This is a genomic window from Pseudomonas sp. HUK17 (genome assembly GCF_001566765.1).
Map to the genome: position 1 here is coordinate 156,692 of NZ_LSMW01000005.1, position 26,123 is coordinate 182,814.

Below are 26,123 nucleotides of genomic sequence, written 5' to 3' on the forward strand. Positions count from 1 at the left end.
TTCTAGATATGTACTTCATGGGACCACCCGACAGCGGCCAGGGTTCGCCCGATTCAACCAGCCAGCATCAGGGCGTGGCTCGGACTTTCTGTACCGCCCTGTCTGTGCCACACTCGCCTGCTTTCCGCTCTGCTGAAACCGGACCATGCACGCCCTGCTGCCCACCCTCCTGGCCGCTGCCCTCTATCTGCTCGCGACCCTCTACCAGGGCAGTTGCCTGCTGCGTAAACAGCCGTCGAGCAAGCCCCTGGTCCTAGGCGCCGGCATCCTGGCCCTGCTGCCCCACGCCCTGGCCGTCTATCTGCAGCTGATCCTCGAACCGACCCTCAGCCTGGACTTCTTCGACGCCTCCAGTCTGATCTCGGCGACCGCCATCGCCCTGATGCTGATCGGCTGCCTGCGCATGCCGCTGCAACCCTTGCTGGTGCTGATCTATCCCCTCGGCGCCATCACCGCGCTGCTGGCCGAATTCGTACCGCCCGGCACCGTGACCCCGCTGGACGTCTCGCCCAAGATCGTCGTGCACGTGCTGCTGTCGATCATCGCCTACGGCCTCTTCACCCTGGCGGTGCTGCAGTCGCTGCTGCTGCTGATCCAGGATCGCCAGCTCAAGAACAAGCATCCATCTGGCCTGATCCGCAGCTTTCCCCCGCTGCAGACCATGGAAAGCCTGCTGTTCGGCTTTCTCTGGGCCGGCTGGGTGGTGCTGTCGCTGTCGCTGATCTCCGGCTGGTTCTTTGTCGAGGACATGTTCGCCCAGCACCTGGTGCACAAGACGGTGCTCTCCTGCATCGCCTGGGTGGTGTTCGGCATCCTGCTGTGGGGGCGCAATCGGCTGGGCTGGCGCGGCCACCGGGCGATCCGCTGGACCCTGCTGGGCTTCATCCTGCTGATGCTGGCCTACTTCGGGAGCAAGCTGGTGCGGGAATTCATCCTGCATCGTTGACAGTCGTCATTCCACTACCCGCATAATCAGGCGACCGAACCACGTTCGGCGCGACCCGGCCAACAGCCAGGTCGCGCCCGGCACGTCATAACAGGTCGTCACGCCCGTCCTCATCCTCGGACAGCCGCTGCCCCATCAGGCCGCTCCGGCAGACGCCTCCTACAAGAACGACTGCCCGGTATCTCTGCATGTCCACAACCGCTGCCGCCTTCGACGCGCCCACTTCCGTGCCGCGCAATTCCCCCACCCGCGTGGCCACCGCCAGCTTCATCGGCACCGCCATCGAGTTCTACGATTTCTATGTCTATGCCACGGCCGCGGCCCTGGTGATCGGCCCGGTGTTCTTTCCCCAGGGCTCGGGCATGGCCCAGACCCTCAGCGCCTTCATCACCTTTGGCATCGCCTTCCTGGCGCGCCCCCTGGGTTCGCTGCTGTTCGGCCACTTCGGCGACCGCATCGGCCGCAAGTCCACCCTGGTGGCCTCGCTGCTGCTGATGGGTATCTCCACCACCCTGATCGGCCTCCTGCCCGGCTACGCCAGCATCGGCGTCTGGGCGCCCATCCTGCTGTGTCTGCTGAGATTCGGCCAGGGCCTGGGACTGGGTGGCGAATGGGGTGGTGCGGCGCTGCTGGCCACCGAGAACGCCCCGCCCGGCAAGCGCGCCTGGTTCGGCATGTTCCCCCAGCTCGGCCCCTCCATCGGCTTCCTCATGGCCAACGGCCTGTTCCTGGCTCTGGCGCTGCTGCTGGACGACGAGCAATTCCGCGCCTGGGGCTGGCGCATTCCCTTCCTGCTCAGCGCGCTGCTGGTGGTGGTCGGCCTCTATGTGCGGCTGTCGCTGCACGAGACACCGGTGTTCGCCGAGGCCATGGCCCGCCGCGAGAAACTGCGCCTACCCATGGTCGAAACCTTCGGCAAGCACGGCAAGGCGGTGCTGCTGGGCGCCCTGAGCATGGTGGTGTGCTACGCCCTCTTCTACATCTCCACGGTGTTCTCGCTGAGCTACGGGGTGAAGAATCTTGGTTACAGCCGGCAGGAATTCCTCGGCCTGCTGTGCATCGCGGTGCTGTTCATGGCCCTGGCCACGCCGCTGTCGGCCTGGCTGGCGGATCGCTTCGGCCGCAAGCCAGTGCTGGCGGTGAGCGCCATCGCCGCCCTGCTGTCGGGCTTCGCCATGGAGCCGCTGCTGACCCATGGCTCCAGCCAGGCGGTCGGCCTGTTCCTGGCGCTGGAGTTGTTTCTCATGGGCATGACCTTCGGCCCCATGGGTGCCCTGCTGCCGGAAATCTTCCCGACCCAGGTGCGCTACACCGGCGCCTCGGCGGCCTACAACCTGGGCGGCATCCTTGGCGCCTCCCTGGCGCCCTATGCCGCGCAGCAACTGGTGGAAGCCGGCGGCCTGAGCTGGGTGGGCGGCTACGTCTCGGCGGCGGCGGCCATCAGCCTGGTGGCGGTGCTCTGCATGCGCGAGACCCGCGATCAGTCACTGTAGATTCTTCAGCGCATGAAAAAGGGCCCCGCAGGGCCCTTTTTCTTGGTGCGAGACGGCGTTACAGCTCGACCTTCACCGCCTGGGAAGCACGCACGGCCTTGGCGCGCGCCGTCTCGATGCTTTCGTCGCGAGCCAGGGCCACGCCCATGCGCCGCTGCCCCTTGACCTCCGGCTTGCCGAACAGGCGCAGCGCGGTGTCGGGTTCGGCCAGCGCCGCGCCGAGGTTGCCGAAGGCGGTCTGGCGCGACTCGCCGTCCACCAGGATCACCGCCGAGGCCGAGGGGCCGAACTGGCGGATGGTAGGGATCGGCAGACCGAGGATAGCGCGGGCGTGCAGGGCGAATTCGGACAGGTCCTGGGAGATCAGGGTCACCAGACCGGTGTCATGGGGACGTGGCGAGACTTCGCTGAACCAGACCTGGTCGCCCTTGACGAACAGCTCCACGCCGAACAGACCGCGACCGCCCAGGGCCTCGGTGACGGCGCGAGCGACCCGCTCGGATTCGGCCAGGGCCTTGTCGCTCATGGCCTGGGGCTGCCAGGACTCGTGGTAGTCGCCCTTGACCTGACGATGCCCGACCGGTGCGCAGAAGGCGGTGCCGCCGACATGGCGCACGGTCAGCAGGGTGATCTCGTAGTCGAAGTCGACGAAGCCCTCGACGATCACCCGGCCCTTGCCGGCGCGACCGCCTTCCTGGGCGTACTGCCAGGCGGCCTGCAGCTCATCGGCGCTGCGCAGCAGGCTCTGGCCCTTGCCTGAGGAACTCATGATCGGCTTGACCACGCAGGGATAGCCCAGCGCCTCGGCGGCGGCGGCGTAGTCTTCGTAGGTATCGGCGAAGTGATAGGGCGAGGTGGGCAGGCCCAGCTCCTCGGCGGCGAGGCGACGGATGCCTTCGCGATTCATGGTCAGCTGGGCCGCGCGGGCAGTGGGCACCACGGTGTAACCCTCGCCTTCCAGCTCCACCAGGGTGGCGGTGGCAATGGCTTCGATTTCCGGCACGATGAAGTGCGGCTGCTCGCGCTCGATCACCGCGCGCAGGGCGGCGCCGTCGAGCATGTCGATGACGTGGCTGCGGTGGGCGACCTGCATGGCCGGGGCATCGGCGTAGCGATCCACGGCGATGACCTCGACGCCCAGACGTTGCAGCTCGATGACGACTTCCTTGCCCAGTTCGCCGGAGCCGCAGAGCAGCACGCGGGTGGCGCTGGGGGACAGGGGGGTACCGATACGGGGCATGACAGATCTCTCCGGCTGATATCAGGTCAGGAAGGCCGCACCGCCCGCCCGCGCCCGCTCGTCGCAGCGCACCAGCACCTCGCGGCGCTCGCTGTCGCTCATGGACATCCAGCGGGTGATCTCGGCGGCGCTGCGTTGGCAACCGATGCAGATGTCCTGTTCGTCCAGGGCACAGACATGGACGCAGGGCGAACGCACGGGTGAATTGGCGGTGGTCATGCGGCTTCCCTCGAATGGCCGCGCATTGTGCCCGTTAACGTCCGACTTGGCATGTGCCTTTACCTTGTCGCTAGGCTCTGCACGAAAAGGCCTGCGCTCGGTGATGCTTCGTTGAAAAACGCCTGGATCGCCAGCCCGGCCTGGGCGGCCCCGTCGCAATGCTCATCTACCACTCGTAAACTCGTTCGCGAGCCCGGTCCGCTTCCTCAGCGCTTTTCTCCTCGCCTGACCTTCGCTCGGCGACTTTTCGTACAGAGCCTACCGCTCAATCCCGCCTAGGCGGTGCCTTGAGCACGATACCGGCGTCGTACAGCAGGTTGACCAGCTCGACGATGATCACTGCCGTCAGCCCCCAGATGCGGTGCTCGCCATACTGATAGCTGGGCACCTGCCAACGCAGGCCGTCGTGGTCGACCCTGAGGGTGTAATCCGGCGGCACCTCGCAGAAGAACTGCAGGGGCACGGTAAAGATCGCGGCGATCTCGGCTTCGCTGGGGACGTATTCGAGCTGATCGGGAATCAGGGCGACGATGGGCGTCACCGCCAGGCCGTAGCGTGACACCAGCGGACTCAGGGGCGCGATCACCTCCACCAGGCCTGGCGGCAGCCCGACCTCTTCCTCGGCCTCGCGCAGGGCGGTGGCGATCAGATCGACGTCCTCGGGATCGCGCCGGCCGCCCGGCAGGGCCACCTCGCCGCCATGGGTGGACAGGTTGCTGGCCCTCAGGGTGAGCAGCAACTCGGGATGCTCGCCACGAATGATGGGCACCAGCACCGCCGCTTCCTGATGGCTCTCGGTGCCGCTCAGGGTGCGCGGCCGATAGTGACGCAGGCGCTGGAGCAACTCATCCACGCCGGAATTCTCCCTTGCTCATCGTATCCCCTGGATCATGGCACGCCCGCCGGGCAATCCCAAGCCCAGCCATCGCTTGCGAGGCCCGCGATCGCCCCGGCACACTGCAGCAAAACGAGGATGAATCATGAAGCATTGCAACCACTGTGGCGGCCTGCTGGAAGAACGCATTCCCGCGGGCGACAACCGCATGCGCCTGGTCTGCAGCCAGTGCGGCGCGGTGCATTACCAGAACCCACGGGTGGTGGCCGGCTGTCTGGCAACCTGGGAAGGCCGGGTGCTGCTCTGCCAGCGCGCCATCGAGCCGCGCAAGGGCTACTGGACGCTGCCGGCAGGCTTCATGGAAAACGGCGAGACCACCACCGAGGCCGCCGCCCGCGAGACCTTCGAGGAAGCCGGCGCGCAGGTGCAGGACCTGGAGCTCTATACGCTCTTCGATCTGCCGCACATCGACCAGATCTACATGCTGTTCCGCGGCGAGCTGGTCGACGGACGCTTTGGCGTCGGCGAGGAAAGCCTGGACGTGCGCCTTCTGGACGAAGCCGACATCCCCTGGTCGTCTCTGGCTTTTCCGACCATCAAGCGAACACTAGAATGCTTTTTCGCTGACCGCCGCCGCGGCGAGTTTTCACTGCGCCATGAGGGCATGGCGCCCATGGTGGTCGCACCCAAGCCTGCCTAAGGGCCTGTTCAACGTCTGCTCGCGAGACCTTGAACAGGCTCTGAGCTCTTCCGAGGATCTTCTCGACATGCGTCCGTTGCACCTGTTGTTGGCGCTCTGCTATGTGCTGTGCGGTTCGTTGCTTCCCCAGCTGGCCCAGGCCAGTACCAGCGTCACGGTGATCCGCCAGCCGGCCGCGCCGCTGATCGACAAGGTGCTGGTCATCAAGTCGCGCAATCAGCTGCAACTGCTCAGCGGCGACACCGTGATGAAGTCCTACCGCATCTCGCTGGGCAAGAATCCCCGCGGCCCCAAGCTGCGCGAGGGCGACAAGCGCACCCCGGAAGGCTTCTATTGGATCGACTGGCGCAAGACCAGCGACAAATTCAACCTGGCCATGCACATTTCCTATCCCAATCGTGAGGACCTGGCGCGCGCCAGCCAGGCCGGCGTGCGTCCCGGCAGCATGATCATGCTGCACGGCACCCCCATCGACGAGGAGTACCCGGAGTGGTACTTCAACTCGCTGAACTGGACCGAGGGCTGCATCGCCATGACCAACCACGACATGCGCGAGGTCTGGGGGCTGGTCAAGGACGGCACTATGATCGAGATCCGCCCCTGAGAGCCTATCCAAAGGCTGCTGCGCGTCGGCCAGACTGCGTTGAAAAGGCCTTTGGAATGCTCATTTACAATTCGTAAACTCCGCTTCCTCAGGCCTTTTCGCCTTGTTTGGCTCTAGCTCGCGAGCCTTTGAACAGCCTCTGCGCCGAGAGGCTTCCCGTGCCCTACCCCGCCACCTGCTCCGCGGGCGAGACGATGGTGGTCTTGCCCCGCGAACGACCGCTGCTGAGGTAGTCGGCGATGGATTCCTGGGTGACCTCGCCAAGGAAGTCGTTGTCGGCGCTGAGCACCGGCAGCCAGGACGTGTTGAACTGGTACATGCGCGACAAGAGGATGCGCAGGTGCTCGTCGAAGGCCGCGGTGGCCTTGAACGGGGTGATGAAGGGCGCCACCGGGCCGCTCTGCCCGCGCAGGTCACGCCGACGCACGTAGCCCAGGCCCTTGTTGGCGGTATCCGTCACCACCACATGGCGGCGATCGTGCTCTTCCATCAATTCCACGGCATCGCCGATCAGCGTCTCGGCCTGGATCGCGGGCGCGTTGTCGGCGGCGTCCTCGGCGCGAATCAGCAGCAGGCGCTTGAGGGTGCTATCCTGGCCGACGAAGTTGCTGACGAACTCATCCTTGGGATGGGCCAGCAGGGTGTCCGGATGATCGAACTGCACCAGGCGCCCACCGCGGAACACGGCGATCTTGTCGCCCAGGCGGATGGCCTCGTCGATGTCATGGCTGACCATGATCACCGTCTTGTTCAGCGCGCGCTGCATCTGGAAGAACTCGTTCTGGATGGCGTCGCGGTTGATCGGGTCCACCGCGCCGAAGGGTTCGTCCATCAGCAACAGCGGCGCCTCGGCCGCCAGGGCACGGATCACCCCGATGCGCTGCTGCTGGCCACCGGACAGTTCGCGTGGATAGCGCGACAGGTACTGCTTGGGCTCCAGCTGCACCATGCTCATCAGCTCGGTGGCGCGCTCGCGGCACCTCTTCTTGTCCCAGCCCAGCAGCTTGGGTACCACGGTGATGTTTTCCTCGATGGTCATGTTGGGAAACAGACCGATCTGCTGGATCACATAGCCGATATGGCGTCTGAGGGTCACCTCGTCGATGCCGGTGGTGTCCTCGCCGTTGATCAGCACCCGACCCGAGGTGGGCTCGATGAGGCGGTTGATCATCTTCAGGGTGGTGGTCTTGCCGCAGCCGGAGGGGCCGAGGAAGACGCAGATCTGGCCCTCCTCCACGGTGAGGCTCACGGCATCCACCGCGGTCACGTCCTTGCCGTGCTGCTTGAAGGTCTTGGTCAGGCGGTCGAGTTCGATCATCTGGGGCTCCTTAAAGGGCGCTGCGCAGGCCGCGCGGGGTGAGGCGGCGTTGCAGCCACTGCAGGACGAGGTCGGCGACGATGGCCAGCAGGCTGACCAGCACGGCGCCGACGATGAGGGTGGCCATGTCACTGCGGCTGATGGCGGTGAGGATGAGCACGCCCAGGCCGCCGGCGCCGATGGTGGCGGCGATGGTCATGACACCGATGTTCATGACCACGGCGGTGCGTACTCCGGCGAGGATCACCGGCAAGGCGATGGGCAGTTCGACCATGCGCAGGCGCTGCCAGAAGGTCATGCCGATGCCGGCGCCCGCCTCGCGGATGCCGGGCTCGACGCTGGTCAGCGCCAGGTAGGTGTTTCTCAGGATCGGCAGCAGCGAATAGAGGAACACCGCGGTGATGGCCGGCAGCGGACCGAGGCCCTGGCCGAACTTGGAGTAGAAGGGCAGCAGGAGGCCGAACAGGGCGATCGAAGGCAGCGTCATGACCACCGTGGCCACCGCCTGCAGTGGTCCGGCCAGCGCGGGGTAGCGGGTCATGAGGATGCCCAGGGGCACGCCCACCAGAATCGCCAGGGTCACGGCGATGCCCACCAGGGTGATGTGCTGGCGGGTCAAGTCGAGGACCTGCAGCCAGTCGATGTGATTGAAGGAGGTGACGAAATCCATGGGGTCATTGCCCTCCGCTTAGGGGGTACTGGGCGAGAAAGTCGCGGGCCACCTGGGCCGGCGTCTGCCGCTCGATGTCCACCTTGGCGTTGAGCTGGCGCATGGTGGCCTGATCCAGGCTTTCCGCCAGGGGCCTCAGCAACGCGGCGAGATCCGGGTGTTTGGCCAGGTACCCGGCGTTCACCACCGGCGCGGCGGTGTAGTCGGGGAAATAGCCTTTGTCGTCTTCCAGCACCTTGAGCTTGAAGGCATCCAGGCGGCCGTCGGTGGTGTAGACCAGTCCGGTGAACACCTGGCCGTTGCGCAGCGCGGTATAGACCAGTCCCGGATCCATCTGGCGGATGTCGTCACGGGTGTAGTTCAGGCCATAGGCCTTGACCAGGCCGGCGAGGCCGTCGGAACGGTTGGCGAATTCGATGTCCAGCGCGGTCAGGTGGCGCTTGCCGGCCTCGGCCTTGAGCAGCCGGGCCAGGTCGCTGATGCTGTTCAGCTCGGGATGCTGCTGGGCGACCTTTTCCGGCAGCGCCAGGGCATAGGTGTTGTTGAAGCGGGTGGGCGCCAGCCAGGCCAGCCCGGCCTTGGCGTCCAGTTCCTTGACCCGCTGGTAGGAGGCGTCCTTGTCCAGCCGCTCGGTGACATGGTTGTAGGCCACCAGCGAGGTACCGGTGTATTCCCAGGTGAGGTCGAGCTGGGCGTTCTTCACGCCGTTCCAGGCGATGGTGCTGCCCAGGCCGCCGACGATCTCCGGCTGGTAGCCGTGCCTGGACAGGTACTGCCCGGTGAGCTCGGCGAGAATGGCCTGCTCGGTAAAGACCTTGGCACCGATGCGGATGGGCTCGGCCTGGGCACCACTGGCCAGCGCCAGTCCGAACCAGGCGGCGCCCAGGGCGATAAGCAACTTCTTCATCTCGTCTCCTTAGCGGGCCAGGCCGCGTTCCAGCCAGAGGCGACTGGCGAGCAGCACCAGGCCATCCAGCAGCAGCGCCAAGAGCGCTGTGGCGGCCGCGCCCAGCAGCAGCTGTGACTGGTTCTCCAGGGCGATGGCAGGAAAGATCAGACTGCCCAGGCTGTTGGCGCCGATGAGAAACACCAGCGGAGTGGTGCCGACGTTGATCGCCAGGGCCACCCGCACCCCACCGACGATGATGGGCACGGCATTGGGCAACTCTACCTTGGTCAGCACCTGGGTGGGGGTCATGCCGATACCGGTGGCCGCTTCCTTGAGCGAGCCCGGCACGTTCTTCAGCCCCTCGTAGGTGTTGCGCACGATGGGCAGCAGCGAAGCGAGAAACAGCGCCAGGATCGCCGGCCCGTCACCGATGCCGACGACGCCCAGGGCGATGGCCAGCACCGCAAGCGGCGGCACGGTATTGCCGATGTTGAACACCTGCATGAAGCGCTCGGCACTGCGGGCGAACCGCGGCCTGCTGAGCAATACCCCGGCGGGAATGCCCACCAGCAGCGCCAGGACCATGGAGACGGCCACCAGGTAGAGGTGGGCCTGGAGATAGAACAGCAGATCCGCGCGATAGGTACTGAGGGTATCCCTACCGATCCAGTGCACCAGCAGTGCCAGGATCACCACTCCCACGGCCGAGCCGAGCAGGAGGGTCTTGAACTTCGCCATGTCAGGCTCCTTCAACGGGCGGACAGGCCGCATGCCTTCCGAGTGCGGACCTCGCGACAGGGGCGAGGCGCAGGACGGCTGTCCGGGTTCAGGGTCGAGACACAGCAGGGCATGGCGGGTATGCCGGCTGGACCAACGGGGCGGTGCGGATCTCGGGATCTGCCTAGCCCTTGGGTGTCGCTCTCTCGTAGCGACATGGCGCTTTGCCTCGACCGAAGAGATTGACGTCCATCGCAGTCGATAGTTCGTCAGCTCCTTTTCAGGCTAACCCAATAGACTCGCTCAATGCCAACCCAATCGCGGAAAGCGACACACCTTGACAGGGTGAAAGGCCCAGGCGAGAGGCTCGGATACCCGAAGAAAAGCGAGAATCGCGTGCTAGAGCAGTCGGCGAATATGTGACGATAAATTTAATACCTTTACTGTTAGCTGCTCTGCAGACTCGACGCGACATCTGTCACAGATGCGATGGCAGACCGGCTCGGTTTCGTGGAGCGTGACACAGCTCAGCTGACGTACGGTCATAACTGAAACATCTTTGTGTGAGCCAGTGCGATGCCGATGTTTTGGCACCTCTTTATCATGCCGACGAGTGGCTGACGCTTTGAGGGATCATTCAGCCATAACACGGTCAATAGGTGGCCCAGTGATAGCACCAAGCGCCGTTTCTGGAACCGCTATAAAAACAGACTATTCACCGAGCTAACTTCAAAGGGAACGTTATGAATGACATGACGGCTTGTGCATCGTTGGACTCCGCTGTTCTATCCTCTACCCCCGTAATGCTGCTGCAACCCAAGGTGGAAAACTGGGTGGTGGTGTATGCGCACGGTGGCCTGATCGCCGACTTCGATGACGAGGCCTCAGCCCGCCGCGAAGCCGAGCAGTGGGCTGGAATCTGCCTGCGTCGCTAAAGACCGCTTTCGAATGATCTGCCTGCGCCATGGAAAGATGGAAAGCAGTCACAGGCAGTTCATTGCTCGCTCCAATGCCCTTTCCCTCCGTTCGGCTGATCGTCCCTCCCGGATCTAGACCCCGCGTCGTCCTGGCACAGGCTAACCTCCAGCCCTACCTAGCTCGCATTTCTGCGGCTTTCGCCTGGCATTAACGTCGCCTGGCGCACCTTCTGAGCAATACAGCGCAACTTCCTGACGTCTCTTCGGGCCTCATGGCGAATCGGGTCACCGCGACCCGTGCTCCTACCGTCTTCCGTCACTGTCCGGGACCTTGCCGATGACGCTACGCCTGAAAACCGCTCTCACGACCCTGCTCACTCTCCTCTGCCTGACCATCGTGCCGGCCACCCGTGCCGATACGCGTGACTTCCCCACCGATCTGGTCGGACTGAACTTCTCCGGTGCCGGCTTCGCTCCTCATGTATTGCCGGGCAAGCCCGGCACCAACTACTTCTTTCCCGACGCCGGTCACTACCGACGCTGGGCGGCCAAAGGCATCCGCGTGATCCGCTTCCCGGTCATCTGGGAACGCCTGCAGCCCCGCCTGGGGCAGCCGCTGGATCCTGCCTATGCCAAGCTGATCGATAAGACCCTGGACAACGCCAAGCGCTATCGCATGCACGTGATCCTGGATCTGCACAATTACATGAGATACCGCGGGCAGATCATCGGCAGCGCGGCAGTGCCCTACCCGGCCTATGCCGATGTCCTGCGGCGGATCGCCCAGCGCTGGCACGAGCACCCCGCCCTCGCCGCCTACGACATCATGAACGAGCCCCACGATGCGGTTGAGCAATGGCCGATCGCGGCGCAGCACGGCATCGATGCGGTACGCGACGTGGACCGGGCGCGCCCGATCCTGATCGAGGGTAATGGCTGGTCCAGCAGCTATCTCTGGCCGCGCTACAACGCCAAGCTGCTCGGCCTCAAGGACCCGGCCGACAACCTGATCTATTCGGCGCACGTCTATTTCGACAACGACGGTGGCGGCAAATACCTCAAGAAGGACATGACCGACTTCGACCCGGACGTCGGCATCCGCCGGGTCGAGCCCTTCATCGCCTGGCTCAAGCAGCACGGCAAGCGTGGCCATATCGGCGAATTCGGCGTGCCGGACAACGATCCCCGCTGGCTGGCCGCCATGGACCGGCTGTTGGCACGGCTGCGCAAGGAATGTATTCCGGCCATGTACTGGGCGGCCGGGCCCAATTGGGGCGACTATCCGCTGGCGATCGAGCCGGTCAAGGGCAAACCCCGACCGCAATGGACCGTGCTGCAGAAGTACGTGAAGCCGGCCGACTGCACCGACCTGGGTCCTCGCTGAGACAAGGGCGCCACGGCCGAAGCCGAACGGCGCCCACTGCCACCCGTCAGCGATTTGCCTGAAAACAGGTGATTGCCGTCACAAAAGCCAGGGCCATGGACGGCCAGGCAAGAACTTGCTGGCTTTATGCGATCAAATTGTTACAGCAAGTAATAGTTCGACTATTAAAACGCTTGCACGACCACAAGAGCTAGGATGCCATGCCACCGTTCACCTCTCCGCTCCCTTCTCTTTCCCCCTAGCGGCTGCGCTGCCTCCGCTTGCCTCGTCCTGCTGCACCGTCAGGGAATTCCCATGGAAAGATTCGTCGCTCTGGATAGCTTTCGCGGTCTATTGGCCGTCGCCGTTGTCCTCTTCCACACCTATGTCGCTCAGGCTGCCTCGGAAAATCCGCTGATAGCCAATGCCTACCTGTTCGTCGAATTCTTCTTTGTGCTGAGCGGCTTCGTGCTGATGCACACCTACGAAAATCGGCTGCGCACCCTGGACGACTATCGCGACTTCGCCATCAGTCGCTCGGCGCGGATCCTACCGCTGCACCTGGCCATGCTGGGCCTCTATGTGCTGCTGGAGAGCGGTCGCCTGTTGGCGGAAAAACTGGGGATCGGCTTCAACGATCCGGCCTTCAGCGGCGCCACCGCGCCCGAACAATTCCTGCCCAATCTGCTGCTGCTGCAATCCTGGCTGGGCGAGGCCATCACCGGCTCCTTCAACTACCCCTCCTGGAGCATCAGCATCGAGTACTACCTCTATCTGGTATTCGGCTTGCTGGTACTCAAGGGCCAGGGTCATCAGCGCCAGTGGTTCCTGGCGATCGCCCTGCTGGCCTTCGTGCAGCTGCTGTTTCCCATCCTGCCGCTGAAGACCGAGATCTTCCGTGGCCTTTCGTGCTTTTTCGCCGGCGCCTGCACCTATCGCCTCTATGTCTGGATCAAGCAGCACAATCAGGGGCAATTCGGTGGCACCCTGCTGGAGCTGGCGTGCCTGATCGCGGGTGTCGCGGTGATGACCTCGGATCTGCCGGTGCCCAAGAAGGGCGTGCTGGCGACCCTGGTGTTCTGCGTCACCATCCTCACCTTCGCCTTCGAGCGCGGCCTGGTCTCCAGCGTGCTGCATCAGGGGTTCTTCGTCCGCCTGGGCGTACTGTCCTATTCGATCTACCTCTGCCACGCCGCGGTGATCTTCGTGTTCAAGAGCGCCTTCATCGTGCTGGGCAAGCTGCTGCACCATGATCTCACGGTGGTGGCGCCCTCCCATGATGTGCCGGTGCCCTTCATGATCCGCTACATCGCCACCGGCAGCCCCGTGCTGGACAACCTGGTGGTACTGCTGGAACTGGGAGTGGTCTTCGCCTTCGCCTGCCTGACCCACAGATACATCGAGATCCCGGGCATGGCCCTGGGCAAGCGCCTGGTCCGCCGCAAACGCACCCCACCCTGCTGCGACGGCACCATCCAGCCGCAGCGCTGAGCGGAGCCCTGGCAGCCCCACCGCCCCAAGTCGGTGAGGCTGCGCTCTGCTATACTCCGCCCCCTCTTTTTTCTTCCCGCCCAGGTTCATCCATGACCACCCAGGCCGCCGAAGTCGCCAAGCGCCGTACCTTCGCCATCATTTCCCACCCCGACGCGGGCAAGACCACCATCACCGAAAAGCTGCTGCTGATGGGTCAGGCCATCGCCGTCGCGGGTACGGTGAAGTCGCGCAAATCCGATCGCCATGCGACCTCCGACTGGATGGAGATGGAAAAGCAGCGCGGCATCTCCATCACCACCTCGGTGATGCAATTCCCCTACCGCGAGCACATGATCAACCTGCTCGACACCCCCGGCCACGAAGACTTCTCCGAAGACACCTACCGCACCCTGACCGCGGTGGATTCGGCGCTGATGGTGCTCGACGGCGGCAAGGGCGTCGAACCTCGCACCATCGCCCTGATGGACGTCTGCCGCCTGCGCGACACCCCCATCGTCAGCTTCATCAACAAGCTCGACCGCGACATCCGCGACCCCATCGAACTGCTCGACGAGATCGAGGCGGTGCTCAAGATCAAGGCCGCGCCCATCACCTGGCCGATCGGCAGCTACCGCGACTTCAAGGGCGTCTATCACCTCTCGGACGACCGCATCTACGTCTACACCCCCGGCCATGGCCACGAGCGCATCGCCACCAAGACCATCGACAAGCTGGACTCCGATGAAGCCCGCGCGCACCTGGGCGATCTCTACGACCGCTTCGTCGAGGAACTGGAACTGGTACAGGGCGCCTGCCACGAATTCGATGGCGAGGCCTTCCTGCGTGGCGAGATGACCCCGGTGTTCTTTGGTACCGCCCTGGGCAACTTCGGTGTCGACCAGGTGCTCGACGCCGTGGTGGACTGGGCCCCGCGCCCGCTGTCGCGCGCCGCCCACGAGCGGGTGGTGGAGCCGGTGGAAGAGAAGTTCTCCGGCTTCGTGTTCAAGATCCAGGCGAACATGGACCCCAAGCACCGCGACCGCATCGCCTTCATGCGCATCTGCTCGGGCAAGTACGAGAAGGGCATGAAGCTGCGCCACGTGCGCATTAAGAAGGACCTGAAGATCGCCGACGCCCTGACCTTCTTCTCCAGTGAGCGTGAGCACCTGGACGAGGCCTTCGCCGGCGACATCATCGGTCTGCACAACCACGGCACCATCCAGATCGGCGACACCTTCACCGAAGGTGAGCTGCTGGGCTTCACCGGTATCCCGCACTTCGCCCCGGAACTGTTCCGCCGCGTGCGGCTCAAGGACCCGCTGAAATCCAAGCAGCTGCGCCAGGGTCTGCAGGAACTGGCCGAGGAAGGCGCCACCCAGGTGTTCTTCCCCGAGCGCAACAACGACATCGTGCTCGGCGCGGTGGGCGTGCTGCAGTTCGACGTGGTCGCCAGCCGGCTGAAGGAAGAATACAAGGTGGAGTGCGCCTACGAGGCCATCAACGTCTGGTCGGCGCGCTGGATCGAGTGCGATGACAAGAAGAAGCTCGAAGACTTCAAGAACAAGGCCTTCGAGAACCTGGCGGTGGATGGCGGCGGTCACCTCACCTACCTGGCGCCAACCCGGGTCAACCTGGCGCTGATGGAAGAGCGCTGGCCGGAGATCAAATTCCGCGCCACCCGCGAGCACCACTAGGCGCTATCGTCCTGACCGGTGCGCCTGATACCGGTCAGGCGTACCTGCCCTCCCCCTGAACCCGTAGCGCCAGCTCAGCCCTGTTCGGAAGATTCGGCGGCGGCTTCCAGCTCGACCATCGTCAGCTCCAGCTCCGCCCGCTCGGTCCACTGACCGTCCAGTTCGGTGCGTACCGCCACGCCCAGTTCCTTGAAGTCGGCCACCTGCTTGACCAGGTTGCCCGGGCCGCCCACCAGTTGACCGCAGGCCTTGCGATAGGCTTCGCCGGCCTTGTCCAGACTCTTACCGATGCCGTCCATGCTGCCGAGAAAGGTACGCAGCTTGTCGTAGACCTTGCCCGCGCGCTCGGCCAGCTCGGCGGTATGGCGATTCTGGTCCTCGAAGCGCCAGAGCTGGCGGACGATGTTGAGGCTGGTCAGCAGGGTGGTCGGCGTGGCCACCAGCACGTTCTGCTCGATGGCGCGCTGGAACAGGCTCTCGTCGGCCTTGAGCGCTTCGACGAAGGCCGATTCGATGGGAATGAAGAGAAAGACCATCTCCGGCGAATTCAGCCCCGGCAGGCTGAAGTACTCGCGATCGGCCAGCTCGCGGATGCGGTCGCCCACGGCGCGCACGTGCTCGCCCAGGGCCAGGCGACGCTCGCCTTCGTCCTCACTGTTGACGTAGCGGGTATAGGCATTGAGCGACACCTTGGCGTCCACCACCAGGTGCTTCTTCTGCGGCAGATGGACCAGCACATCCGGCCGCCGCCGCCCGGTCTCGGTGGTGAAGCTGCGTTCGCGGACGAAGTCGCGACCCTCGCGCAGGCCGGAACGCTCCAGCACATTTTCCAGGATCAGTTCACCCCAGTTGCCCTGGGCCTTCTTCTGGCCGCGCAGGGCGGTGGCCAGGTCGTGGGCTTCCTGGGTGATCTGCCGGTTGAGCTCCTTGAGGTCGAGCAGTTGCTGGCCGAGGGCCGCCTGCTGCTGGACATCCTTGTGGTGGATGTCCTCGACCTTGGCGCGAAAGCCTTCGATCTGCTCGCGGAACGGCCGCAACAGCGCATCCAGCGATTGCTGGCTGTGCTGGGCGAAGGCCTGGCCCTTGGCATCGAAGATGCGCCCGGCCAGTTGCTCGAATTCCAGCTTGAGTTGCTCGCGACTCTCGCGCAGCAGCAGCTGCTGCGCCTGGAAGTGCTCTTCCTTCTGCTCCAGGGTGGTCCTGAGCGTCGCATGCTCTTCGGCCAGGCGCGCATGGCGCTCCTGTACCTCGGCGTGCAGCTGTTGCTCGCGGTGCTGGCGTTCGCGCAGTTCGGCGAGCTGCTCCTGGCTACCTTGCAGCTGGGCGCGGGCGGCCTCGGCCAGGGCGTGTTGTTCGGCGGCCTGCAACTGGGCCTGGCGGGTCTGCTGGCGCAACTCGGCTTCCAGCTCGCGATTGGCCTCCAGTTGGCGCTGCAGGGCGGCGGTGCGTTCGCGCTCGGCGCCCAGCTCCACCACCTGGCGACCATTGGCCAGCTCGGCCCGCTGCAGGTCGTCGCGCAGCATGTCGTAGCGCTCGGCGGCGCTGTCGAGTTGCTGTTGCAGATAGCGCTGGCGCCCGGTCAGCCAGACGGCCGAACCCGCCCAGCCGGCCAGCAGCAACAGGGGAAGCACAAGGGAAACGAAAGGCAGGGAAGTCATGGCGCTCTCATCGCGGACGGCTCCCCTCACCTTAGGCAGGCGCAGGAGGAGCGTCCAGCATTTATCTGTACATTTACACAGTGTTTCGCAAATCCAAGTCCAGGCCGCTGACACGGCGGACTCGACGGGCCACGGCCTCGGCGAAGATGCCGCCGCGGGCCTCGATCAGGGTGAAATCATCGCGTGCCCGGGTGATGCCGGTATAGACCAGCTCCTTGGTCAGCACCGGACTGAGCTGCTCGGGCAGCAGCAGCGCCGTGTGGGCGAATTCCGAGCCCTGGGACTTGTGCACGGTCATGGCGAACACCGTGTCCACCGCCGCCAACCGGCTGGGCAGGACGAATCTAAGACCGCCGCTGCCATCGCCGCGGGGAAAGGCGACCCGCAGGACCTTGCGCCCCGGCTGATTGGCGTCCGGCAGGCAGAGGGTGATGCCGATGTCACCGTTCATCAGCCCCAGGCTGTAGTCGTTGCGCGTCACCAGCACCGGACGGCCTTCGTACCAGCCGTGCTCGCCCGTGAGCAAACCGGCGGTCAACAGGGCGTTGGCGATGCGCAGATTGAGGCCCTCCACGCCCCAGGGGCCCTTGCGCACGGCGCAGAGCAGCTGGAAGTCGTCGAAGGCGGCCAGCACCTGGCCGGCCCAGCGCGTCCAGACCGGATCCTCCAGAACGGTGTCGAGTTGCGGCCGCGTCTCATGCAGGACCTCAAGATAATGACGATAGCCACGGGCGCGCCCACGTCCTTCCAGTACCAGACGCTCCAGGGCGCGATCCTCCGGCCCCTTGAGCAGCACCCGGTGCAGGTCGGCGTAGCCGCCGTCGACCAGCACCTGCTGCGCGCCCATGCCGTCCTGGGCATTGACCCGGCGCGCCAGTTGGCCGATACCGCTGCCGGCGCCGAAGCGCCGCGAGCGCCTGAGCATCACCACCTGCTGGGCCAGGGCGTCACCCTGGTCGTCGCCGACCGCCAGCGCCGCCTGGGCCAGCGACTGGCCACTCACCCCTTCCAGCCAGGCCCGGGTGGCCGGACTGTAGCGTCCGGCTTCGGCATCCCGGCAGAGATCGCCCAGCACCGCGCCCGCCTCCACCGAGGCCAGCTGGTCCTTGTCGCCGAGCAGCACCAGGCGCGCTCGCGGCGGCAGGGCCGCCAGCAAGCTGGCCATCATCTCCAGGTCGATCATCGAGGCTTCGTCCACCACCAGCACGTCTAGCGGCAAGGGATGCCCGTGGTGATGGCGGAAGTGGCGGGTATTGGGTCGACTGCCCAACAAGCGGTGCACCGTGGTGACCCCGGTGGGGATGTGCCGGCGCAGCTCGTCGTCCACCGGCAGGCGACTGACCTGGCCGCCGATGGATTCGGTGAGCCGCGCGGCCGCCTTGCCGGTAGGCGCGGCCAGGCGGATACGCAGGGGCCGACCGGCCGCCACCGCCGGCGCCTGGAGCAGCGCCAGCAGCCGTACCACGGTGGTGGTCTTGCCGGTACCGGGGCCGCCGGTGACGATGCTGAAGGCACCACGCACCGCCAGGGCGCAGGCCAGCTTCTGCCAGTCGGGTTCGCCGCCCGCGTCGGGGTCCGGCGGAAACAACCGGTCGAGGCGCTCGGCGAGATCCGCCGGCAGCGGCTCGGGGGTGGCCAGGCGCTGGCGCAGGCTGGCGGCCACCGCGCGCTCATAATTCCAGTAGCGGCGCAGATAGAGGCGCTCACCGCCGAGCACCAGCGGTCGCTCCGGACAGCTGCCGTCGGCATCGACCAGCACGCTGGCCAGCAGCGCCTGCCGCCAGGCCTCCAGGGTATGGCCGTGCAGCAACTGGGACGGCAACAGCGAGGCGCGCGCCTCGTCGCCCTCGGGCGGCAGCGACAGGGCGGCATCGGGATTGCGCAGGGTGGCGGCGAGATCCAGGCAGACATGGCCATGGCCGAGCTGATGGCTGGCCAGGGCCGCGGCCAGCAGCACCGCCGAATCGCCCTGGGGATCGAGTTCACCGAGAAAGCTGGTGAAGGCCCGGTCCACCTGGCGCAGCCAGCCGCGCTGCACCCAGAGCTCCAGCAGGCGAAAGAGGTCATCGCGCTGTTCGAGCGGTGCCAGGGGGCGCTCCTGGGCCAGGGACGCCAGGCGCAGCAGCCGTTCGGTAGCGGGGCTGAAATCAGACATGGGCAATCTCCGCACCGCTGAACAGCAGATCCAGGGTCTCGATCAGGGCCTGGGCGGGACGCTCGACGAAGACGCCGTGGCCGGCGGGATCGCAGCCGCGCAGGAAGAGGTAGACGGCGCCGCCGAAGTGGCGCTCGTAGCTGTAGCCGGGCAGCCGCGCCTTGAGCAGGCGGTGCACGGCCAGGCTGTAGAGCACGTACTGCAGGTCGTAACGCTTGGCCAGGACGGCGGCTTCCATGGCCGCGCGGGTATAGGCGCCGGCCTCGGCGCCCAGCCAGTTGGACTTGTAATCCACCACGAAATAGCGCCCCTCGTGCTCGAACACCAGGTCGATGAAGCCCTTGAACAGACCATTGAGCTGGCCCGGCTCCAGCATCGGCCGTGCCTGGCCGCCATGGGTGCCGCGGCGAACCAGATCGTCCAGCCGCTCCAGATCGACGCCATGGGTGGCGAACCAGAACTCCATCTCCACCTGATAGCGCGCCAGGTCGCCCAGGCGCTGGCCTCCCCCCGGCAAGGGCAGCGGCAGCTCCAGCAACTGGCGCAGCCAGCCCTGCAGGATGGGAATCCAGTGATTCCAGCCGCGTCGCTGGCAACGCCGAGCGATCAGATCATCCAGCCGCTCGGGCGCGGCCTGGATGGCGGTGAAGCCCTCCTCGCCGACCCACTCCAGCAGGCTGTGCAGAAAGGTGCCCGGACCGGGGCCGCGGGGAAAGCGATGCAGGTCTTCGCCGGCCGCGGGCTGGCGAGCCTCGTCCGGGGCGAGACGGTCATCGTCGAACAGCTTCTGGGCCGCCGGGGTATCCAGGTCCAGCTCCAGGTTCAGCTGGCCTTCCTCCCGCGCTTCGCCCAGGCGCGTGCCGATGCGCAGGGCGCTGTAGGAGGCGATCCACCAGTCCTCGCGGGCCGCGCGACGGGCCGTCAGCGCCCTGAGGGTCACCGGGGCCTCGCGGGCTTCCGGCAGCCGGGTCGGATCAGCCTCGGGCAGCGGCAGGATAAGGGTGTCGGATTGCGCGCCGATCAGGGTGGCCAACGCCGTTCCCAGGGCTGCTGAACTGGCCAGGGGCTCGCCGCCGGTGGCCAGATAACCCAGGGCGCTGCGGGCGAAGCCGGACTCCTTGCTGCGGCCACGTTTGAGATCGGCCACCCCGACCCAGCAGGCGTGCCGGGCCCGGGTCAGGGCGACATAGAGCAGCCGCAGGTCTTCAGCCAGGCGTTCGTCGTCGGCGCGGGCCAGCTCCTCGGCGGAGGGTTTGAAGGTACGGCGCACCTGCCCCTGGTCGTCGTGATAGCGCAGTGGCAGGCTGGCGCCCTCCTCGGCGCGATAGGCGCAGGCGAAGGGCAGGAACACCAGCGGATACTCCAGGCCCTTGGACTTGTGCACCGTCACCACCTTGACCAGCTCGGCGTCGCTTTCCAGGCGCAGGATCTGCTCGTCGGCGGCGCCTTGGGCGGCCAGCTGCTCGGCCAGGTGGCGGATCAGCGCCTGTTCGCCGTCCAGCTCGCCGGCGGCGCGCTGCAGGAGTTCGGCGAGGTGCAGCAGATTGGTCAGCACCCGCTCGCCGTCGGCGCGGGCCATCAGCCGCTGCGGCAGGCGGAAGTCCTGCAGCAGGCGGCGCAACATGGGCAACACGCCCTGAGTGCGCCAGAGCTGGCGATAGCCACGGAATTGCAGCACCCGCAACTCCCAGGCCTGCTCGTCGTGGTTGAGGGCATCGAGCTCGGCGAGTGGCAGGTCGAGGGTCAGGCTGCCCAGGGCTGCGCGCAGTCGACGATCCACATCGGGCTCGGCACAGGCCTTGAGCCAGTCCAGCAGGCAGCGGGCCTCCTGGGCGGTGAACACCGAATCCTTGTCCGACAGGTAGACGCTGCGCACCCCACGGCGCACCAGGGCCTGGCGGACCGCCTGGGCCTCGCTGCCGGCGCGCACCAGGATGGCGATATCGGCGGGCCGCAGCGGCACCAGTTCGCCGTCTTCACGGCGAAAGCCGGCCTTGCCCTCGGCCGCCAAGCTCAGCAGCCGGACGATCTCGCTGGCGGTGCTCTCGGCCAGGGCGGCGCGATAGGCGGTACCGGCCAGCGGCTCGTCGCCGGCCAGTTGCCAGAAGGTCAGAGCTGCGCCCGGTACGCCGTCAATCTCCAGAGCTTCGCGCCGGCCCTGGGCGCGGACCGGTTCGAAGGGCACCGGATTGTCCTCGCCCTGGCGGAACAGGAAGGCGGCGCGCGGTGCCGTCATCTCGCCATGCTGGAATACCTGGTTGACCGCCGCGACCATGGCGGCGGTGGAGCGGAAGTTGGTGTCCAGCGAATGCAGGTGGCCGGCATTGGCGCGGCGGGCCTGCAGATAGGTATGGATATCGGCGCCGCGGAAGGCATAGATGGCCTGCTTGGGATCGCCGATCAGGAACAGCCCGGTGCCCTCTCCTGCGCCGTAGACGGTGCTGAAGATGCGGTACTGCACCGGATCGGTGTCCTGGAATTCGTCGATCAGCGCCACCGGAAACTGCTCGCGGATCAGCGCCGCCAGTCGTGCGCCAGCGCCATCGGCCTGCAGTGCCCGATCCAGACGGGTGAGGATGTCGTCGAAGCCCAGCTCGGCGCGGCGCAGCTTCTCGCGCTCGAATTTCTGCTGCACCCAGGCCGCGGCGTGTTCCAGCAGGGGCACCTCGGGACTGGGCAGCTCGGCCAGTTGCCCGGGCAGGCGCGCCATGGCCGCCAGGGCCGGATGATCCGGCGGGCTGGCCTTGGTCCAGACCTCGGCGAAGCCCTCCTCGGTCAGCCGGGTGAAGCCGGTGCCGATATCGAGGTCTTCACCGGTGGGGTTGTCCGCCCAGGCGACCAGCTTGTCGCACCAGGGCCCGAAGAACCGCTTCTGCAATTTGCGACCATCGACCACCTTGGCGTCGCAGCCGGCCTGGCAGAGATCGCGCAACTCTTCCGCCCACTGGGCCCAGGGCGCCTTGAGCCGTGCCAACCGCTCTCGGCGTTCGGCCAGGGCGGTGGCCAGCAAGGCGGCGGGTTCGCCCCTGGGCGCACCCAAGGCCTCGCTCAACAGGGGTCGCAGGCGCAAGGCCAGGGCGCGGGGTTCGCCCCAGTGCTCGATCACCCAGTCCAGCGCCTCGCCCTCCAGCGGATAGCAGAAGCGCCGCCAGTAGTCGCGCACCACCTGGGCGAGTAATTCACTCTGGTCCTGCTCCAGGTTCTGCACGAAGAGACTGCCGCTGTCGAAGGCGTGCTCGCGCAGCATGCGTTGGCACCAGCTGTGGATGGTGGAGACGGCCGCCTCGTCCATCCACTGGGCGGCGATGTCCAGGCGCCGGGCGCAATCGGCCCAGGCCTCGGCGGGAAAGTCCTCGCGCAATTCGGCAAGCAAGGGATCGGGCGCCACGATCTCGTCACGGAAGAAGCGCGCCGCCTCGGCCAGGCGATGGCGAATGCGGTCGCGCAACTCCTGGGTGGCGGCCTCGGTAAAGGTCACCACCAGGATCTGCGGCGGCAACAGGTCGCGGCCAAAGGCCGTCTCGGACGTACCGTGGCCCAGCACCAGACGCACATAGAGCGCGGAGATGGTGAAGGTCTTGCCGGTGCCGGCACTGGCTTCGATGAGCTGATTGCCCTGCAGCGGAAAGCGCAGGGCGAGCGGACGCTGGCTCATGCCTGTCCCTCCCCACCAACCACCTGCCAGCCGGCGGTATGCACCGGCGCATAGAGGGTCTGGCACCAGCCGTCGAATTCCTCGTCGGCGAGCAGCGCGGTGAAGTCCGGATACTGCCGACGCAGCGCCGGATGGGTCGCCGCCTCGCCCTGATAGGCCTGCTCGGCCGCGGCCAGGGCCTTGTCCGGCTCATTGGCCAGCCAGGCGAAGGCGGTGCGCGGCGCCACCGGCAGCGGACGCCGCTGGCCCAGTGCCCAGGCATCAAGCAATTCGTTCAGCTGACGCCGGGCCAGCTCAGCGTCCAGCGGCGCCAGCAGCAGGGTCAGATCGGTCGCCACCACCGCGGTGGTCAATTTCAGGCCACCCGCCGCGGCGACCAGATGCTGCACCCAGGGTCGCAGCAGCCGATGCCACTTGCGAGTGCGGGTATTGCCCAGCCCATTGGCCTGGGCGGTCAGGGCCAGCAGCCCCTCAGGGCCACGACGCAGCCGTTCGAGGTTGGCCACCAATTGCAGCTCTTTGTGTTCGAGATCCAGGGTCACGGCCTCTTCCAGGGGTTCGGGCCAGCGTAGCGTCAGGGCCTCGACCTGGGCGACCACGGCAGGCAGAGGCTCGCGCAAGGCCCGCCCGGCCCGTTCGCCAAAACCCGCCAGCGGCAAGCGACCACTGCCGCGCAGGCGCTCCGCGGCGGCAATGAGCGCCTGGTCGGCCTCGGCCGGCTCAGCCAGTGCCGCCGTCAGCAGGTCTTCGCCCAACTGGTAGCGGGTCAGGGCATCCAGACCGAAGGGCTCTTCGTCTTCCGCCGGCGCATCGGGCGCCGCGAAATGCACCTTGAGTCGATTGGCGAAGAACAGATCCACCGGTCCGCGCAGAAAGCGGGCGAGATCATCGAGGCCCAAGGGCTCTTCGGGTACCAGCAGCGGCAGCAGGGCATCCTCGTCGCGCGTGGTGCGGTCATGCACGCCCAGCCATTCAGCGGCAAAGCTGAAATACCCACGTTCGCCGCGGAAGTAACGGGCGCTGAAGGGTTGCAGCGGATGCTCCTGGGTCAGGGCCGCCAGGAGGCGCTCCGGCTCCTCTTCATGCCCCGCCAGCCGCCAACCGGCCTGGAGATGGTCACGCAACTGGGCGACCAGCACCGACGGCGGGCGCTCGCTGTTGTCGCGGATGCTGCGCCCCACCCAGCTGACATAGAACTGATCGCGCGCCGAGAGCAGCGCTTCCAGGAGCAGATAGCGGTCGTCCTCGCGCCGCGAGCGGTCACCGGGGCGATAGTCCTGGGCCATGAGATCGAAATCCAGCGGCGACTGGATGCGCGGATAGGCACCGTCGTGCATGCCCAGCAGACAGACCACCCGGAAAGGAATGGCGCGCATGGGCATCAGGGTGCAGAAATTGACCGCCCCGGCGAGAAAGCGCTGGGCCAGGCCCCCGCTGTCCAGTCCGGCCAGCCAGGCCTCGCGGACCACGGTGAGCGGTAGCTTTTCGTCTAGGGCGACGTCCTCGCACAGTTCGAGCCAGCGCTCGCGTAGATTTTCCAGCTGCTCCAGCAGGTATTCGTCATGCTCGTCCTGGGCGCTGAAAAACAGCGCCAGCAGCGCCTGCAGGCGGGCACCCCACTCCGCCGGCCGGGCCGGCTGGGCAAGCGCCGCCTGGGCCGCATCCAGCGCATCGAGCAGATCCACCAGCGGCCCGACCAGCGCCGCGTCCAGGCCACCCACCTCGTCGAAGGGCTCGATATCGCCCAGGGCGGCGCCACTGCCCACGGCGTAGCCCAGCAGCATGCGTCTCAGGCCGAAGCGCCAGGTGTTCTGGGTCAGGCCTTCGGGCAGGTCGAGGCGACTGCGCTGCTCGGCATCCAGCCCCCAGCGCACGCCGGCGCCTTCCAGCCAGAGATGCAAGGTCGGCAGGTCACCCTCACGCAGGCCGAAGCGGGTACGCAGGGCCGGGACGTCCAACAGGTCGAGGATCTCGCTCAGGGCGAAGCGGCTGTCAGGCAGCTGCAGCAGATGCTCCAGGGCGATCAAAAGCGGCTGGAAGCCACGCTGGTGCTGGTCAGCCAGGCTGAAGGGAATGAAACGCGGATCCTGGCGGTCGAGCTGGCCGAACACCGCGCGGATGTGCGGCGCATAGGCATCGATGTCCGGCACCATGACGATGACGTCGCGCGGCCGGAGGCTGCTGTCGCTGTTGAAGCGCGCCAGGAGCTGGTCGTGGAGAATCTCCACCTCGCGCTGGGGACTGTGGGCCACATGGAAGCGCATGGACCTGTCCCGCGCCGGATCGACCGCCGGCCAACGCTCGCGGGTCTCGGTCAGCGGACGCAATTCGAGGATATCGTCCTGCAACTGACCGAGCAGATGCTGGGGTTCGGTGTCGGCGAAGAGATCGATGCGTCCGCCGTTGAGGTCCTCGAACAGCCGACGATAACCGTCGGGCTCGTCGAACTCGTCCAGCAGGTGGATGTAGTCGCGGCCCTGCTTGCCCCAGCTCGCGAGCAGCGGCTGACCATGCTGATGCAGCGCTTCGGCATCCAGCGTCTGGGGCATGCCCGGCTTGCGCTGCTGGCGCCGATAGTTCTGCCGCAGGAGATCCTGGTCGGCAACGATGTCGGACCAGTGATGGCGACAGGGATTGTGTACACAGAGCAGTACCTGGCTGAACTGGGCCAGGGCAGCAAGAGCTTCGAGGGTCTGCGCCGGGATCGCCGACAGACCAAAAATCACCACCCGCCGCGGTAGACCGGCCGGCGCTTCGGTAGCCGCCTGCATCACCTCCAAAAAGCGCCGGTGCACGCCGGCACGGCTGCGGGCCAGACCACCATCGCCCACATCATCCAGCAGCGCCCGCCACAGCTGCGCCTGCCAACGGCAACTTTCCGGCAAGGGACGCCGACCGTCGCGCAGGCTGGCCAGCAGATCGCGACCCGCCGCCCAGTCGTTGAGCCAGTCGGCGCGATAAACCTGGTAGCCGTCATAGAGATCGGCCAGCCGTTCGGCCAGCTGGTATCTCTTGCGCAGATCGCCGTCATCATCGAGAAAGCGCCGCAGCGCGGCGAAGTCCGGCTGCAGGAGCAGCGTCGGCAACAGCCGCATCAGGCGCCAGGTCAGGGGCGCGCGGTCCAGCGGCGAGGAGGGCGGTACCTGGTCACGACCCAGTACCTGGCGATAGGTCCGCCAGAGAAAGGCCGCCGGCAACTGCACCTCGAGGGCTGCGGCCACCCCGCAGCCGCCCTCGTCGTCCCCGCGCGGATCCTCGGCCAGAGCCAGCTTGAGCCATTGGGCGATGCCATTGCTCTGCACCAGCACCTGTTCGTTTTCCAGTGGCGCCAGGGGATAGCGCCGCATCCAGCCGACCGCCAGGCCGCGCAGCTCTTCGAGCCGGTTGCCGTGTACCACCATGAATCCGGGAGTGAGCGCCTCGGACATCCTACGCCTCGCTGTTCGCTGTCTGCGGCCAGGGTAAGGATCACCCGCGCCGGATACTAGTCCGCAATGTGCTGACCGACGCATGACGCAGCGCACAGCCGCTCCCGTCTTCCCGCCTGAGACGGGGCTCCAGCCGGTAGACTCGGCCT

Annotated in this window: 19 protein-coding genes; 8 read left to right on the forward strand and 11 right to left on the reverse strand. The window is 66.3% G+C overall.

The features are described 5' to 3' along the window. The first annotated feature begins 145 nt into the window (after window positions 1-145). Both AX284_RS02820 and AX284_RS02825 read left to right on the forward strand, forming a co-directional pair. Window positions 146-946, forward strand: coding sequence for a cytochrome C assembly family protein (locus tag AX284_RS02820; protein ID WP_017640798.1), 801 nt, complete (start codon window positions 146-148; stop codon window positions 944-946). A gap of 188 nt (window positions 947-1,134) precedes the next feature. Beyond that, complete coding sequence (locus AX284_RS02825; RefSeq protein WP_064307867.1) at window positions 1,135-2,439, forward strand: MFS transporter; 1,305 nt, start codon at window positions 1,135-1,137, stop codon at window positions 2,437-2,439. Between the two features lie 58 nt (window positions 2,440-2,497). On the opposite strand, the gene purT is transcribed toward AX284_RS02825, so the two are convergent. The 3 genes from purT to AX284_RS02840 form a co-directional block, all read right to left on the reverse strand. Continuing rightward, complete coding sequence (gene purT / locus AX284_RS02830) at window positions 2,498-3,679, reverse strand: formate-dependent phosphoribosylglycinamide formyltransferase (protein WP_068383469.1); 1,182 nt, start codon at window positions 3,677-3,679, stop codon at window positions 2,498-2,500. Window positions 3,680-3,700: 21 nt separating this feature from the next. Continuing rightward, complete coding sequence (locus AX284_RS02835) at window positions 3,701-3,898, reverse strand: DUF1289 domain-containing protein (protein WP_068383470.1); 198 nt, start codon at window positions 3,896-3,898, stop codon at window positions 3,701-3,703. Between the two features lie 265 nt (window positions 3,899-4,163). Further along, window positions 4,164-4,751 (reverse strand): CoA pyrophosphatase, encoded by a 588-nt coding sequence (locus AX284_RS02840; RefSeq protein ID WP_068383471.1) that lies wholly within the window; start codon window positions 4,749-4,751, stop codon window positions 4,164-4,166. A gap of 127 nt (window positions 4,752-4,878) precedes the next feature. Here AX284_RS02840 and AX284_RS02845 point away from each other — a divergent pair, with 127 nt between their 5' ends. Continuing rightward, window positions 4,879-5,433, forward strand: coding sequence for an NUDIX hydrolase (locus AX284_RS02845; protein WP_064307865.1), 555 nt, complete (start codon window positions 4,879-4,881; stop codon window positions 5,431-5,433). 130 nt (window positions 5,434-5,563) lie between these two features. Further along, window positions 5,564-6,037 (forward strand): L,D-transpeptidase family protein, encoded by a 474-nt coding sequence (locus tag AX284_RS02850; RefSeq protein ID WP_371099786.1) that lies wholly within the window; start codon window positions 5,564-5,566, stop codon window positions 6,035-6,037. Between the two features lie 163 nt (window positions 6,038-6,200). Here the strand turns inward: AX284_RS02850 and AX284_RS02855 are convergent, their stop codons facing one another. From AX284_RS02855 to AX284_RS02870, 4 genes are read right to left on the reverse strand one after another with little or no spacing between them, the layout of a single operon-like run. Then, window positions 6,201-7,355 (reverse strand): ABC transporter ATP-binding protein, encoded by a 1,155-nt coding sequence (locus tag AX284_RS02855; RefSeq protein WP_068383473.1) that lies wholly within the window; start codon window positions 7,353-7,355, stop codon window positions 6,201-6,203. 10 nt (window positions 7,356-7,365) lie between these two features. Next, window positions 7,366-8,025 carry an ABC transporter permease gene (locus AX284_RS02860; RefSeq protein ID WP_068383475.1) on the reverse strand — a complete coding sequence of 220 codons (660 nt, stop codon included), beginning with the start codon at window positions 8,023-8,025 and terminating at the stop codon, window positions 7,366-7,368. A 4-nt stretch (window positions 8,026-8,029) separates the two neighbouring features. Beyond that, window positions 8,030-8,932, reverse strand: a complete 903-nt coding sequence (locus tag AX284_RS02865) for a glycine betaine ABC transporter substrate-binding protein (protein WP_068383477.1) — start codon at window positions 8,930-8,932, stop codon at window positions 8,030-8,032. A 9-nt stretch (window positions 8,933-8,941) separates the two neighbouring features. Then, the gene (locus AX284_RS02870) at window positions 8,942-9,652 is read right to left on the reverse strand and encodes an ABC transporter permease (RefSeq protein WP_017640809.1); all 711 of its coding nucleotides are present in this window, start codon (window positions 9,650-9,652) and stop codon (window positions 8,942-8,944) included. Window positions 9,653-10,434: 782 nt separating this feature from the next. Between AX284_RS02870 and AX284_RS12125 the strand changes: the two genes are divergently transcribed. The 4 genes from AX284_RS12125 to AX284_RS02885 all read left to right on the forward strand — a co-directional run bounded on the left by AX284_RS12125 (window position 10,435) and on the right by AX284_RS02885 (window position 15,078). Beyond that, window positions 10,435-10,566 carry a hypothetical protein gene (locus AX284_RS12125; protein ID WP_017640810.1) on the forward strand — a complete coding sequence of 44 codons (132 nt, stop codon included), beginning with the start codon at window positions 10,435-10,437 and terminating at the stop codon, window positions 10,564-10,566. A gap of 319 nt (window positions 10,567-10,885) precedes the next feature. Further along, entirely contained in the window at window positions 10,886-11,932 is a 1,047-nt protein-coding gene (locus AX284_RS02875; protein WP_068383478.1) for a glycoside hydrolase family 5 protein, read from the forward strand. A 294-nt stretch (window positions 11,933-12,226) separates the two neighbouring features. After that, window positions 12,227-13,402, forward strand: coding sequence for an acyltransferase family protein (locus tag AX284_RS02880; protein WP_017640812.1), 1,176 nt, complete (start codon window positions 12,227-12,229; stop codon window positions 13,400-13,402). 92 nt (window positions 13,403-13,494) lie between these two features. Continuing rightward, window positions 13,495-15,078, forward strand: a complete 1,584-nt coding sequence (locus AX284_RS02885) for a peptide chain release factor 3 (RefSeq protein WP_064307861.1) — start codon at window positions 13,495-13,497, stop codon at window positions 15,076-15,078. A 74-nt stretch (window positions 15,079-15,152) separates the two neighbouring features. Here the strand turns inward: AX284_RS02885 and rmuC are convergent, their stop codons facing one another. The 4 genes from rmuC to recC all read right to left on the reverse strand — a co-directional run bounded on the left by rmuC (window position 15,153) and on the right by recC (window position 25,974). Beyond that, window positions 15,153-16,736 carry a DNA recombination protein RmuC gene (rmuC, locus tag AX284_RS02890; protein WP_068383479.1) on the reverse strand — a complete coding sequence of 528 codons (1,584 nt, stop codon included), beginning with the start codon at window positions 16,734-16,736 and terminating at the stop codon, window positions 15,153-15,155. 73 nt (window positions 16,737-16,809) lie between these two features. Next, complete coding sequence (gene recD, locus AX284_RS02895; RefSeq protein ID WP_068383480.1) at window positions 16,810-18,891, reverse strand: exodeoxyribonuclease V subunit alpha; 2,082 nt, start codon at window positions 18,889-18,891, stop codon at window positions 16,810-16,812. Then, window positions 18,884-22,546 carry an exodeoxyribonuclease V subunit beta gene (gene recB / locus AX284_RS02900; RefSeq protein ID WP_068383481.1) on the reverse strand — a complete coding sequence of 1,221 codons (3,663 nt, stop codon included), beginning with the start codon at window positions 22,544-22,546 and terminating at the stop codon, window positions 18,884-18,886. The genes recD and recB overlap by 8 nt, the downstream gene beginning before the upstream one ends. Further along, entirely contained in the window at window positions 22,543-25,974 is a 3,432-nt protein-coding gene (recC, locus tag AX284_RS02905; RefSeq protein WP_068383482.1) for an exodeoxyribonuclease V subunit gamma, read from the reverse strand. The genes recB and recC overlap by 4 nt, the downstream gene beginning before the upstream one ends. Window positions 25,975-26,123: the final 149 nt, after the last annotated feature.

Bases quoted from the DNA above. Each gene is read 5' to 3' on its own strand.
- AX284_RS02820 (WP_017640798.1), top strand. From the start codon at position 146: ATGCACGCCCTGCTGCCCACCCTCCTGGCCGCTGCCCTCTATCTGCTC.
- AX284_RS02825 (WP_064307867.1), top strand. From the start codon at position 1,135: ATGTCCACAACCGCTGCCGCCTTCGACGCGCCCACTTCCGTGCCGCGC.
- purT (WP_068383469.1), bottom strand. From the start codon at position 3,679: ATGCCCCGTATCGGTACCCCCCTGTCCCCCAGCGCCACCCGCGTGCTG.
- AX284_RS02835 (WP_068383470.1), bottom strand. From the start codon at position 3,898: ATGACCACCGCCAATTCACCCGTGCGTTCGCCCTGCGTCCATGTCTGT.
- AX284_RS02845 (WP_064307865.1), top strand. From the start codon at position 4,879: ATGAAGCATTGCAACCACTGTGGCGGCCTGCTGGAAGAACGCATTCCC.
- AX284_RS02855 (WP_068383473.1), bottom strand. From the start codon at position 7,355: ATGATCGAACTCGACCGCCTGACCAAGACCTTCAAGCAGCACGGCAAG.
- AX284_RS02860 (WP_068383475.1), bottom strand. From the start codon at position 8,025: ATGGATTTCGTCACCTCCTTCAATCACATCGACTGGCTGCAGGTCCTC.
- AX284_RS02865 (WP_068383477.1), bottom strand. From the start codon at position 8,932: ATGAAGAAGTTGCTTATCGCCCTGGGCGCCGCCTGGTTCGGACTGGCG.
- AX284_RS02870 (WP_017640809.1), bottom strand. From the start codon at position 9,652: ATGGCGAAGTTCAAGACCCTCCTGCTCGGCTCGGCCGTGGGAGTGGTG.
- AX284_RS12125 (WP_017640810.1), top strand. From the start codon at position 10,435: ATGCTGCTGCAACCCAAGGTGGAAAACTGGGTGGTGGTGTATGCGCAC.
- AX284_RS02875 (WP_068383478.1), top strand. From the start codon at position 10,886: ATGACGCTACGCCTGAAAACCGCTCTCACGACCCTGCTCACTCTCCTC.
- AX284_RS02880 (WP_017640812.1), top strand. From the start codon at position 12,227: ATGGAAAGATTCGTCGCTCTGGATAGCTTTCGCGGTCTATTGGCCGTC.
- AX284_RS02885 (WP_064307861.1), top strand. From the start codon at position 13,495: ATGACCACCCAGGCCGCCGAAGTCGCCAAGCGCCGTACCTTCGCCATC.
- rmuC (WP_068383479.1), bottom strand. From the start codon at position 16,736: ATGACTTCCCTGCCTTTCGTTTCCCTTGTGCTTCCCCTGTTGCTGCTG.
- recD (WP_068383480.1), bottom strand. From the start codon at position 18,891: ATGTCTGATTTCAGCCCCGCTACCGAACGGCTGCTGCGCCTGGCGTCC.
- recB (WP_068383481.1), bottom strand. From the start codon at position 22,546: ATGAGCCAGCGTCCGCTCGCCCTGCGCTTTCCGCTGCAGGGCAATCAG.
- recC (WP_068383482.1), bottom strand. From the start codon at position 25,974: ATGTCCGAGGCGCTCACTCCCGGATTCATGGTGGTACACGGCAACCGG.